10 protein-coding genes, 1 pseudogene and 1 riboswitch are annotated in these 12,813 nt (G+C 43.2%); of the genes and pseudogenes, 9 read left to right on the top strand and 2 right to left on the bottom strand.

Annotated features, from left to right (window positions below):
• Positions 1-417 precede the first annotated feature (417 nt).
• The 3 genes and pseudogenes from GXP65_RS03385 to GXP65_RS03375 all read left to right on the top strand — a co-directional run bounded on the left by GXP65_RS03385 (position 418) and on the right by GXP65_RS03375 (position 3,341).
• Positions 418-2,355 (top strand): LTA synthase family protein, encoded by a 1,938-nt coding sequence (locus GXP65_RS03385; protein ID WP_162091998.1) that lies wholly within the window; start codon positions 418-420, stop codon positions 2,353-2,355.
• A 112-nt stretch (positions 2,356-2,467) separates the two neighbouring features.
• Positions 2,468-2,831 (top strand): annotated as a pseudogene (locus GXP65_RS03380) (VOC family protein).
• Positions 2,832-2,957: 126 nt separating this feature from the next.
• Positions 2,958-3,341, top strand: a complete 384-nt coding sequence (locus GXP65_RS03375) for a hypothetical protein (RefSeq protein ID WP_005433654.1) — start codon at positions 2,958-2,960, stop codon at positions 3,339-3,341.
• 111 nt (positions 3,342-3,452) lie between these two features.
• Here GXP65_RS03375 and GXP65_RS03370 read toward each other — a convergent pair whose 3' ends face one another.
• Positions 3,453-4,187: a chromosome partitioning protein ParA gene (locus tag GXP65_RS03370; RefSeq protein WP_045381158.1), complete on the bottom strand. Its 735-nt coding sequence runs from the start codon at positions 4,185-4,187 to the stop codon at positions 3,453-3,455.
• Between the two features lie 31 nt (positions 4,188-4,218).
• Positions 4,219-4,377: a hypothetical protein gene (locus GXP65_RS24970; RefSeq protein WP_005434065.1), complete on the bottom strand. Its 159-nt coding sequence runs from the start codon at positions 4,375-4,377 to the stop codon at positions 4,219-4,221.
• 529 nt (positions 4,378-4,906) lie between these two features.
• A riboswitch (glycine riboswitch) is annotated at positions 4,907-5,008 on the top strand.
• 116 nt (positions 5,009-5,124) lie between these two features.
• Here GXP65_RS24970 and GXP65_RS03365 point away from each other — a divergent pair.
• The 6 genes from GXP65_RS03365 to GXP65_RS03340 all read left to right on the top strand — a co-directional run bounded on the left by GXP65_RS03365 (position 5,125) and on the right by GXP65_RS03340 (position 12,735).
• Complete coding sequence (locus tag GXP65_RS03365) at positions 5,125-6,501, top strand: sodium:alanine symporter family protein (RefSeq protein WP_005433933.1); 1,377 nt, start codon at positions 5,125-5,127, stop codon at positions 6,499-6,501.
• Positions 6,502-6,943: 442 nt separating this feature from the next.
• Positions 6,944-7,696: a winged helix-turn-helix domain-containing protein gene (locus GXP65_RS03360; protein WP_162091997.1), complete on the top strand. Its 753-nt coding sequence runs from the start codon at positions 6,944-6,946 to the stop codon at positions 7,694-7,696.
• Positions 7,693-8,154: a hypothetical protein gene (locus GXP65_RS03355; protein ID WP_005433926.1), complete on the top strand. Its 462-nt coding sequence runs from the start codon at positions 7,693-7,695 to the stop codon at positions 8,152-8,154. The genes GXP65_RS03360 and GXP65_RS03355 overlap by 4 nt, the downstream gene beginning before the upstream one ends.
• A gap of 503 nt (positions 8,155-8,657) precedes the next feature.
• Positions 8,658-10,130, top strand: coding sequence for an aerolysin family beta-barrel pore-forming toxin (locus GXP65_RS03350; RefSeq protein ID WP_162091996.1), 1,473 nt, complete (start codon positions 8,658-8,660; stop codon positions 10,128-10,130).
• Between the two features lie 182 nt (positions 10,131-10,312).
• Complete coding sequence (locus GXP65_RS03345; RefSeq protein WP_162091995.1) at positions 10,313-10,981, top strand: ParA family protein; 669 nt, start codon at positions 10,313-10,315, stop codon at positions 10,979-10,981.
• A 284-nt stretch (positions 10,982-11,265) separates the two neighbouring features.
• Positions 11,266-12,735 carry an aerolysin family beta-barrel pore-forming toxin gene (locus GXP65_RS03340; protein ID WP_162091994.1) on the top strand — a complete coding sequence of 490 codons (1,470 nt, stop codon included), beginning with the start codon at positions 11,266-11,268 and terminating at the stop codon, positions 12,733-12,735.
• The last annotated feature ends 78 nt before the right edge of the window (positions 12,736-12,813 follow it).

The following is a 12,813-nucleotide window of genomic DNA, read 5'->3' as shown; positions in this document are numbered from 1 at the left end:
AAATCCATATTTATTTTTAAGCCAAGACGTCTCACTCGTTACTTCATAACGGGTCAACGTTCAAATTACATGTAAGACATAAACTCACCGATCACTTCTCAGTGTCGGTGTTAATTAGAATCGTATTTTATAAACCAACAATATTAACAGAGATGCATTTAAATATAAATTAAGCACCAGATATCTATAGAATTTTATAACTAGCTTGAATGAACAATTCATTATAAAGATGGCCTTTTGCGAGAGAGGTAATAGATCGTAACTCTGCGACTGTCTGCCCTTACTTTCCCTTACACACCCGTACCAATCATTACGATTAAATTTATAAATAAACCTTATATTTCACGTTTGTTTCACGTTTTATTTGATAAAAAACGCTGCATAACGTCTTACACATCAATAAATTAGGGATTGTTTATGAAGAAGCCCGCATTTGGGCCTTTGCAGCCTATTGCTGTATTTGCGCTATTTTCGCTCGCTTTTCTCTCTGTTTCGCGAATTTTACTGGCCATTTGGCTCGCTGACCGAATCGAATCTTTTAACGACCTCATCTATATTCTTGGTCAGGGCCTACGCGTAGACTTCGCGACTATCTGTTGGTTGTTCATTCTTCCAGGCCTACTCTCTGCTCTATTGCCCGTACAAGGTAAAATAGGTGCATGTTGGAAACTAGTTCTCCGCTGCTGGATGGTCGCTGGTTTGTGGATCTTGGTTTACATGGAGCTTGCTACTGCCCCATTTATTCAAGAGTATGACCTACGCCCTAACCGCTTGTTTGTTGAGTACCTCATTTACCCGAAAGAAGTATTCAGTATGCTTTGGACCGGTTACAAGTTAGAACTATTCATTGGTACACTAGGCACTGCTATCACCCTTTTCCTTGGTTGGAAGTGGAGTAAAAAACTCACCGACAATGCTCAGCAAGTAAACTGGAAATGGCGTCCGTTGATTGCAATATTGGTTGTATTGATCGGTGTCGGCGGCGCACGCTCTTCGTTAGGTCACCGTCCTCTTAACCCTGCGATGGTGGCATTTTGTAATGATCCTCTGCTTAATGACTTGGCACTTAACTCCTCTTATTCATTGCTGTTTGCTGTGAATAATATGAAATCCGAGAAAAGCGCTGAGCAGTTTTACGGCAAGATGGACAACCAGAAGATGCTTGAGCTTGTTCGCTCCTCTTCAACTAAGTCTGACTTCGACCCTTCATTGCTACCAACGATGAACACCAACAAAGCCACCTATCAAGGTAAACCAAAGAACTTGGTAATTTTGCTTCAGGAAAGTTTAGGTGCTCAGTTTGTTGGTTCACTCGGTGGTCTTCCACTAACACCAAACTTCGATAAGTTAATGGCTGAAGGTTGGCAGTTCACCCAAATGTACGCGACGGGCACACGCTCTGTTCGTGGTATTGAGGCAGTGACAACCGGTTTTCCACCATCGCCTTCTCGCGCCGTGGTGAAACTGAGCAAGAGTCAGACGAACTTCTTTACGATTGCCGATCTTCTTAAAGCAAATGGCTACCACACCGAATTCATTTACGGTGGCGAAGCAAACTTTGACAATATGAAGTCGTTCTTCTTCGGCAATGGTTTCGACCAAATTATTGAAGAGAAAGACTATGAGAACCCAGAATTTGTTGGCTCTTGGGGGGTAAGTGATGAAGATCTTTACACCAAAGCAGACCAAGAATTTGAACGTTTGTCTAAAACAGATAAGCCTTTCTTTAGTCTTGTATTCAGTTCGAGCAACCACAGCCCTTACGAATATCCAGAAGGCAAGATCGAACCTTATGATTCTGAATTTATGACACGCAACAACGCAGTTAAGTATTCAGACTACGCGATTGGTACATTCTTTGACAAAGCGAAGAAATCATCTTACTGGGATGACACGATTTTCATTGTCATTGCTGATCACGATGCTCGTGTTTCTGGCGCAAACCTAGTACCGGTGAAACACTTCCACATTCCAGCATTGATCATTGGTAACGGTGTTGAGCCGCGTAAAGATGACCGCATTGCTAATAACTTAGATATGCCGCCGACCCTCCTTTCGTTGATTGGTGTGGATGCGACATCACCAATGATTGGTCGTGACTTGACTAAGCTTCTGGCACGTGAAGATGAGCGAGCAATGATGCAGTACGATAAGAACTTTGGTTACCTAACCCGAGATAATCTTGTTGTATTCTCTCCGGGAGAAAAGGTATCGACGATGCAATACAACTTCGATAATCAAACTATGGAACCTACCGAAGTAGCTCCGGAAGTTATCGAGCGAGCGAAAGCCAACGCATTGTTTGCGTCTAAGGCTTATCAAAACAACTGGTATTCTTCCGAGGCAACGAATTAGATAAAGATAAGGAGCGCACCATGCGCTCCTTTTTCATGGTCACTCCTGACATAACTTGTCATTTCTCTTAGGTAAGCTCGGTTTCAATCCCCCAAAAGTTATGGAAACCGCTATGTTTACTATCAATTCTTTCGTCCTTTACGTCACAGATATCAACACGAGTAAGGACTTTTATTCGCAAACTTTTCAGTGTGAGCCAAAAGTGCTTTCTCCCAGTTTTGTCGCATTAGATTTCGCAAATAATGTCACTATCACACTTAAACAAAGTAATGCATTAGTACCTAGTAGTGATGTCACTGGAGGCGGTACAGAACTCCTCAATACCAGTGGCAGACAAATCTAGGCTGGATACATTGTTTGAAGAGTGGCGAGCTCAGGGCATGCACTTTGCACAACAGCCAGAAGATTCTGTTTTTGGCTGGAACTTCGTTGCACTTGATCCTGACGGGCACCGAATTCGCGTATTTACTCACTAAAAAAGCGTAAAAAATCAGAAAAATCGTTTAATAATGTGCTTTTTAGGCATTCCCATTCAGTCGGCAATAAATTAGACTCAGTCAAACGCCCAAGAAGTTTGAATTATTGATAAAAAAGGAATGCCAATGAGCTCAAGTATGATCCTTAATGAATCGCTGATTGTAAGTGGCCGAGATATCCCACTAAAAGAATTGTTGTATGCGAAGCGTGTACTTGATAATTACATGGCTGTGGCAAAAGAAAGTAGCCCGCTCGAACTGCTGACGGAAATGAAATCGGCGGCAAAACAAGTGGAATATTTCACTACCAATGATAACCCTTGTGAAGCGCGTAACGTCATCAGTAGCATGATTGATGAGATCGACAGCGCGGAGTCGTTTGACTCGTTCAAAGCACTTGCAGGTAAGCCTTCTCAAGCATTGAACGAGCTGATTGAAGATCGCGCTCAGCTGATTAAACACGAGCGCGAATTGCTGTTGGCTTCGGGCTACGATGCCTCTCGTATCTGATCCAGCTTTCAGAGAAATATGACACATAAAAAAGGAGCTCATTGAGCTCCTTTGTTGTTTCCAAATCTGTGGAAATATAGCCTCCGAAAATCGTTGTGCTATATGTTGGCGCTACAGGCCCATGTCTTCAGTGATGTCTTTAATCTGTTTCAAGTCCATTTTGTTGACTTCAATGAGCTGGTCAACTTGGCTAAGTCGGGAATTGGCCTCATCGTGTTTATCACACGCGTCAGATTTCACATCCCAAGATTTGCCTTCCAAGAAAACGTCGCACTCTTTCTTGAGCTTCTCGATCTTCGGCATTAACGCTTGACGCTCTTTCTCGAGTGACTCAAGTTCCTGTGAGATTTGCAGTTCTTTACGGAACACTTCACGTGAGCGCTCAAACATGGTTGCTTGCATATCTGCTTGGCGGTTTAGCTTGTCGTTCTCGCTTTTGGTCGTGTTCAGCGTTGCTTTCTGTTCTTTCACTTGAGACTCAAGCGACAAGTTCACTTTCTCCACTTCAGTCAGCTGCTCTTGAAGTGCTTTCAGTTCCGCTTTGTGCGCTTCTTCTTTCTCTGTCAGCAGCTTCGCAACCTTTACGTCGATCTCTTTATCTATGCCCGCTTCGCGTGTTTTCACTTGAGAGACCAAGTTAGTTTTATCTTGTGCCAGTGCTTGGTACTTTTCTTCCAGCACTTGATAAGTGGATTCCCACTTGCTTGCTGTCATTGCTGAGCCAGCCAATCCACCGAATGCCAAACCCAACACGGCCGCAATCGCAATATAAATGTGAGTACGCTTATCGCGTTCCTCAATGACAACTACTTCGTCTTGGTCTTCAATATTATTTTGAGAAGTCACCGTATCTTACTCCAAGGACTCTACTGGTTGGCTAGCGAGTGAGTTCCGCAATCATGATTGACGCGGTATAAATTAAGAATGCGCCGATCAAAGTAATCACGGTCGCCTTTTGGACTTTTTCATTGGTACGATAACGAAATAGCACAAACGCTACTCCAATCAATACCGCTATGGCTAACAATCTGGTCATACCGCCTCCTTGTCCAATTATAAGAACTTATCCGATTCCATAGACAGCTGTGCAAGGAATCATTGTAACCTATTTCTACGTTGCTTACGGTCAACTTAGCGTAGATTTTGAAGCGATTGCTCCCGTTTTGATCAATTATCTGTTCTAAACTGAACAACTTATCGCCAAGCCATGCGATTCTCATCAACAAGTAGGGTTAATCTCCTCTCTCCTATACAAACCAACAATAGCCAGCCCGAGAAAGCATTTGGTTAGTTAATCAGCAAACCTATGAAACTAAGACAACAAAGGCGCCATAATATGCTGAAAATAAATCTTCATTTGGTGTTGAAATGGTAACAAAACATGATAGAGTTCACACGTTAATGGTGACCAGCATCATTAACTAACCTTTACTCATTTAATTGAGTAAATGTTCCGATGAAGACTGCAGGAGAGTGGTTATTAACTAAATTTTAACATTTAGTTAGGGTAACTCGCCGAAGAATTAACTATTTCAGGTGCTACCTTGGTAGCGGGGACTGTAGTTGGAGGAACCTCTGGAGAGAACCGTTAAATCGGTCGCCGAAGGAGCAAGTCCTGCACATGTGTGTAGGGTGAAACTCTCAGGCAAAAGGACAGAGGAGTGGAAAGTAACAACCTAACTATTTGGCGTTCCCGCCTTATTTTGAATAGCGTGGCTATTAGAGATCATTGATCTCGTCCTTTCCCTCTTCTCCTTATTAGTTGTTTTATTAAGGGGAAATCATGAACGACCTACAATCTTTACTTCAAACCATTGATAACTTTGTCTGGGGTCCACCACTGCTGCTTTTGCTCGTGGGTACCGGTGTTTACTTCACTTTTAGCCTAGGCTTGATCCAATTTAAACACCTGCCAACTGCGTTAGCGATGGTATTCAGTAAAGATAAGTCATCTGATAAACAGGGTGACGTTTCTAGTTTTGCAGCGCTATGTACTGCGCTGTCTGCAACCATTGGTACAGGTAACATCGTTGGTGTTGCTACCGCAATCAAACTTGGTGGTCCTGGAGCTCTATTCTGGATGTGGCTAGCTGCCCTATTTGGAATGGCAACCAAATACGCTGAGTGTCTTCTTGCGGTGAAATACCGTCGTGTTGACGACAAAGGCCAAATGATTGGTGGTCCTATGTACTACCTGCAATATGGTGTTGGCTCGAAAGCGCTGGCTATCATGTTCGCGGTATTTGCATTGGGCGTTGCCTGTTTTGGTATCGGTACCTTCCCTCAAGTGAATGCGATTCTTGATGCAAGCGAGATTTCTCTTGGTGTAAACCGTGAACTGTCTGCTTTTGTCCTGACGCTACTAGTGGCATTTGTAACCTTAGGTGGTATCAAGTCGATTGCGAGCGTAGCGGGTAAAGTGGTTCCAGCAATGGCGCTATTTTACGTGCTGGCGTGTTTAAGTGTGATCATCATGAACGCGGACCAATTGCTGAGCGCAGTTGAGTTGGTTTTGGTGTCTGCATTCACCTCAACCGCAGCAACGGGTGGTTTCTTGGGTGCAAGCATTATGCTGGCAATCCAATCTGGTATCGCACGTGGTGTGTTCTCAAACGAATCTGGTTTGGGTAGTGCGCCAATGGCAGCCGCAGCAGCGAAAACGGATTCTTGTGTTAAGCAAGGTCTGATTTCTATGACGGGTACCTTCTTCGATACCATCATAATTTGTACTATGACTGGTCTAGCTTTGATCCTGACAGGCGCTTGGCAAAGTGACTTCTCTGGTGCAGCGATGACAACGCATGCATTTGCAGTAGGCCTAAACGCAGAAACATTTGGCCCAATGCTGGTGTCTATCGGTCTTATGTTCTTCGCGTTTACCACCATTCTTGGTTGGAACTACTATGGCGAGCGTTGCGTTGTGTTCCTATTCGGTACCAAAGCGGTGCTTCCATACAAGCTGATTTTCGTTGGTTTGGTGGCATCTGGCGCGTTCCTTCACCTCGATATGATTTGGCTACTGGCTGATATCGTAAACGGCCTGATGGCAATTCCTAACCTGATTGGTTTGATTGCTCTGCGCCATGTGGTGTTGGAAGAAACAAAACTGTTCTTCAAACCGTCATCTCAATCGGATGATTTTGATGCAGTGAAAGCATAAGCCAAGCTAGAAACTTTAAGCCCGCTGAATTCAGCGGGCTTTTTCTTGGCTTGAATTCCATCTTTTTCTAACCTCCAATTCCCTTTCCCCATTTAATTTTCCATTCGCTTAATAACCCTGAAGATATTACAAATTAACAAGTCTTATGACGATATATGAAAACAATTATTTCACCATAAGCCGTTCGATAAATTAGTAGATACTAAACCATTATGCCATTACCGAAATAGGTGAGATTCATCTGAAAGTTTTTCAATTCGTTTAAGTTTGGTACTACACGAGATTGATGTTTAGCGACTATTGTGCTTTATTTTATAAAATGAAAATTAGGTATTAACTAATTCATATTTAAATGTGACTTTTGTGACGCCTATTCACACAAAGTAAAGTGTAATGTTCTTTTTCGTTTCCCCTTGCTTATTATAAAAACAAAAACTGTCGTATGAACTTATATAACCCTATTAAAAACACGCTTTCTAATGGTGAAAAAACAATAAAGATTGGGTACCGAGAATCGCAGATTCTTACCCTTTTACTGGAACGCTCCCCAGAGGTTGTGAAAAAACAAGACATTGTTCAATTCGCTTGGGGAAATGAGTACATCGGTGAAACTTCGCTAGCCAAAAGTATCAGCGTACTCAGACAAAGCTTTATCAAAATCGGTATCAAAGACTCCCCTATTCTCACGGTTCCAAAGGTCGGATATCGCTTGGTGGAGGACGTCTTGTTGAATGAGTGTCTCGTCACCATCAACGCCCCAAGAGAGGAAATAGTTCCAGCTAAACCAGAAGAAACCTCTCAGCCCGCGTATGCCGCTAAGCAAAAGCCGGGCTATCGAAACCTAGTTTGTTATGTTGTGTCACTGAGTTTCTTGTTTGCCGCCGTTCTAATGGTAGCAAGTAAATATCACAGCTCTTATAGCCACCCTCAGTTCAGTAAGTTGCTCAATGAACATACCGTGGGCTCGCTTGAAGTCTATATGTCTCCTAGCACCTCATTATCACTCCGAGTTCAAGAGTTACTCGCAGAGAACCAATGCCAATGTGTTGTTTATATTGAAGAAAATAGCGGATTTTCTGGGCTCTCCTGGCTTAATAAAAAAACGCGAAAGTCAATCAATGTGTTTTACACACCAGACCAGTTTGAGCAAGCCTCGAAGACCATTGCTCAGTTTGTTGCGGAGGAGAGACGATGAAACCCTATATCGCTGTTGCCCTGTCTTGCCTATTGTTCCTTGGGGCCTGGAATCTACCTTGTCGTCATAACGCCGAGGATAATCGTTATCACCACAGTATTGTTGATATTCTGCCTGATGATCACATCCTACGTATTGATGGATTAACTCGAGTCAACCACCGTACGATTACACACATTGCCTCATTGCAAGATGAGTCCATGTCTAACCCGATCATCCTGAGCTTCAAAGGCACGTCCCGACCGTACTCTGACGTAAACCTATCGATATCGGGCAAAATGAATTTGTTATCCGTACAAGAGATACGTCCAGCCATTAACGACTCGTTCCTCTCGCCCTATCTCGTTTTAAATGATGACCCCATCTATTTCGACTTCGAGATAATTCACCAGAACGAGGTTTTCTCACTCATTAGAGATAAACAAACAGGCCGAACAAAACTTCTTGCTAAAAGATAAATGGCTATCTGAACTTTTCGTTACGACCGCAAATTCCTCATGGATGAGGTATGTTTGATTATCATTATTCTCTGCTTTTTATCTAATTTATCATTATAAAAAATAGCACTTACTAATATTCATTACCCTCACTCATGGTGTGTCTATGTTTTATTACATCGATACAGATTAGAAACCACTGATATAAACATCAAACTTTACTCCGTTAAAAACGTATAAATGTTCTCCTTATCGTTATTTTAGTAACACCATTCAGCTTAAAGGCATAAATTAATAGCGTTCTAAACCAACTTGGTTAGGAATCTATTTCCTTATTAATTAAAAGCAATCGATTTCAATAACCAACTAATGACAATGAAAACAATATAAGCAACTGAATAAACGGGTAATAATATTTCAATTATTTTCAGTATTATCAAACCTATCAACATGAAAAGGTGGTTATGACCGCAACAAGAGCGGCTTATAAAACAATATAAAAATGCAATCATGAGGGAACGTTCATGCGAAACATCACCATCAGCCTTTTGTCAGCAGCTATCCTATCTACATTCGCAACTGGCGCACAGGCGAAAATTTACCCCGACCAAATCGTTCTTGATCAACTCGGCGAAGATGTCTGCCGTTCAGGCTATCGTCCACTTGATCGATATGAAGCGGAAGAACAAAAAAGTGCACTGCTCGCCCGCATGGGACAGTGGCAAATTACCGGCCTAAAAGGTGATTGGGTGATCATGGGACCGGGTTACAATGGTTTGATTAAGCGTGACTTACCGAACGGTAAGACCTTTTGTTACCCTGATGAAACGCAGTCTGAAATCCCAAATTATTCTGCCATTGCTGTTCCTGAAGGTGGCGAGATCGATGTCCAATACGAATTGGTGACAGACCGTTCATACTTCGTTCGTCCACTCAGTTACCTAGCCCACTATCTTGGCTACGCATGGGTTGGTGGTAACAATAGCCAATACGTGGGTGAAGACATGAAGATCGATCGCGTCGGTAACGGTTGGGTAATTCAAGGCAACAACAGCGGCTCTTGTAGTGGCTACCGTTGTGGCGAAAAAACAAAAATCACTGTGAATAACTTCGCCTATACCCTAAACGATAAGAATTTTTGGCATGGCGAAGTGATTGAGTCTGAGCGCGAACTGGTCGATACCGTTTGGGCGACAGCGAGAAACTACAGTAATACCCCGCAACAAATTGTTGTCGACTTAAAACTCACAGAATCAACAAACTGGTCAAAAACCAATAGCTATGGCTTTGCTCAACAGGTCAAAACCGAGAACGAATTTAAGTGGCCTTTGGTTGGTAAAACCAAGTTAAGCATCACCTTCGATGCTAACCAGAGCTTTTCTAACTCCAACGGTGCATCCACCAGCAAAGACGTGACCTTACAAGCTCGACCTATGGTGCCTGCAAACTCTGAACTGCCAGTGCGCATTGAGCTGTATCGTTCAACCATTTCCTACCCTTACCGATTCAACGCAGACATTAGTTACGACGTAAACTTTAATGGTTTCTTGCGCTGGAGTGGTAATGCTTGGCATACCCACCCTGACAATCGCCCAGACAGAAGCCACACGTTCACCATGGGTAGAGGCAGCGAGCAATCTGCGGATATCCGTTATCAGTGGGATCACCGCTACATTCCGGGCGAAGTAAAATGGTGGGATTGGAGTTGGGCAATCCGTGAAGCAGGATTAGGCAGCATGCAATATGCGACGGGCGCAAGCTTACGTCCATTCCACTCTTATGTATCTGGTGATTTCTACGCGGAATCACAATACGCAGGTACGATAGAAATTGGTCAGTCAAGCCCACTTGGTTTACGTGCTAGCTCTACGGATACCCTGTCTGGAGGTACAACACAACGCGTTGGCGATGTCGAAGTCACCACAAACTTCGATGCTAGCAAGCTAAGCGCTCTTGGTTTTGAAGGTGCTCAGATGAGCATACAAGCAGTAGACTAAGTTAAATAACGATAATAATAAATCCCCCAATCCTTGCCCGTGACTCCCCCTTCACGGGCTTTTTTGTGCGCTTAAGCCATTACTGAGATAAGCATCATTAATAAATCATTTTATGGAATGCTAACCAATTAAGTTAACAATTTGGACATAATGCTTCGATTTATCACTGTTGGGGAAAAAGTTTGCTTTCATTTGCCAAACCACGTCAGACTAGTATTGCTTATTCAAAAGCAAAAAAGATCATCGTATTGAACCTAAAAGGTGGCGTGGGCAAGTCGACATTCTCCGCCAGTTTAGCAAGCAAACTCATCAATATTGGCTATACTGTAGAGCTGGTAGATTTCGATAAGCAACAATCTACCAATCGCTGGGCTGAAGGTATTGATACATTACCTAATCAAAGCTACAACCCTTCCCTTCGCAGCCTCTCAAACATCGCAGTCACGTTGAAGGTAAGCACCTCCACGGATTATGTGGTGATCGACTCTCCCGCAAATTTTTCGGAGAGCGACTTAGTGCGCTATCTACGATACGTTGATTACATTGTGATTCCCATGCAGCCTTCACCCATCGATCTTCATGCCTCTTTGCCGTTTATCAATACGCTGATCGAAAAACATATCTTTAAGTCACGTCAAATTAAGATTGGATTTGTGATTAATCGTTGTGTTCATCAAGATGAGCGCCTCGACCGAGTCATGCGCCTTTTACGTTTTTTCCGCCAGTTTAAGACTTTGGGAATAATGAGCGAATCTGAGGTGTACCAACAACCTTTTATGGACAAGCAACTTGTAGACGCAAGCGATGTCGACCCAAAGCTGTGGGATAACGTCATTAAGTGGTTAGATTAGTCTTTAGCCCCCGACGAATCAGTGTCAGCATAGTATTGAAAACTCTGCCTTGAGAATTTAATGCTATGCTTTTGGTTCCCCCTCCTCTGCTTGTTCCTCAGAAACATCAATCATTCCAGCTAAAGTGACACTCTCATCAGGCTAACCCTCTGACACTAAGAGGAATTATTTTTCAATTTTTTTCAGTGTTTTTCGACTTGTTTTATATGAAAGAGTACGCCCGCTTTTAGGTCAGAAAACCATAAAGCACCAACTCAATCATTAAAATAAAGGACATTGTATATATGCCTAACGTCAGTACGCAGCTCAGTATGACGCTTGCACTTTCTTTCTTATCGACGATTGCACACGGTAAAATCTATTCTGATCAACTTGTTATCGACAAGTTGGAAAATCACCAATGTCGCGCAGGTTATCGCTTGATCACGCATTACGAAGCGCTCGAGCACAGAGATTCCATTTTGTCTCGGATGCAAACATGGGACATCGTCGGGCTACAAAATGGCTGGGCTATCATGGGCGAAGGCTATCATGGGGAGATTAAGTCTGAACAAGCGAGTGATAAAACATGGTGCCACCCTATCCATCCAAATGCGGGACTCCCTCGTAACGTCTCAATGCCCATCACCGAGGGTAGTACCACTGAAATTGAACATAACCTTGTGGCAAGTGATGAGAACTTTGTTCGTCCTATCAGTTATCTCGCCCATACCCTTGGTTACGCATGGCTTAGCGGGAACCAAGGAAAGTTTGTGGGTGATGACATGGTCGTCAACCGCGTGAATGGTCGCTGGGAAATACAAGGCAATAGTGACGGCTCATGCAATGGTGACCGATGCGATGAAAAAACCAAAATTACCATTCAAGATTTCGCTTACCATCTCAACCCAAAACATTTTTCACATAGTGATGTCTCTGAGTCAACCAAGGAAAAACTGACAACGATCACCGCGTACGCAATCAATACGCAGGACAAGCCCAAACACATTAACGTTCAGTTTGATGTCGACCAATCAACAAGTTGGTATAAAACTGACCATTCCGTATTTGCCCAAAGTGTTTACATTGATGATGCATTCCAATGGCCAAAAATTGGGAATACTCACCCTAATGTATCGGTCGATGCCAATCAGTCATTCTCGGACTTCAACAGTGGCACAAGTACCAGTTCAGCAAATCGAGAAGCGAACCTTACGATTCCCGCTCACTCAATTTTGCCAATTCAAATCGAGTTGTATCGCTCTCACATTTCGTACCCATTTCGTATTCGCACAGATATCAGTTATCGCGTAAGGTTCGATGGTTTTTTACGTCATAGTGGCAATGCTTGGCACACTCATCCAGAAAATAGACCGACCAGTTCTCATACGTTCACCATGGGAAGAGCAAGCGAACTCAGCGAAAACATCCGTTATCAGTGGGATCATAGATACATTCCTGGGGAGACCAAATGGTGGGATTGGAGTTGGGCAATTCATACCCATGGCTTAGCCTTGATGCAATATGCGGCAGGAGAGAGCTTACGCCCATACCATTCTCACGTCTCCGGAACTTTCGAGGCTGAATCACAATATGCCGGGATGATAGACGTCGGCCAAGAATTAACCGTCGATGCTCCTCTGCATTGGGCTGAAGGTTCAACCCCGCAGCAAATTCAAGTAGGCAGTGTTACTGTTTTAACAGACTTCGACGCTAGATCTTTAGAGCAACTTGGTTTCCATTCCGCTCGCCTACTCATTCAACCTCTAGATTAAAGCACATGAAAAAAGAGACAGGCCAAGTAGCTTGTCTCTTTTCTTTGTATTCAGCGTCAGATAGAAGCTCAGCATCTA

The sequence above is a fragment of the Vibrio sp. LB10LO1 genome (genome assembly GCF_010092875.1).
Classification (GTDB): Bacteria; Pseudomonadota; Gammaproteobacteria; order Enterobacterales; family Vibrionaceae; genus Vibrio; species Vibrio campbellii.
Note: the sequence above shows the minus strand (reverse complement) of the source record. Positions and strands in the feature narration are given on the sequence as shown.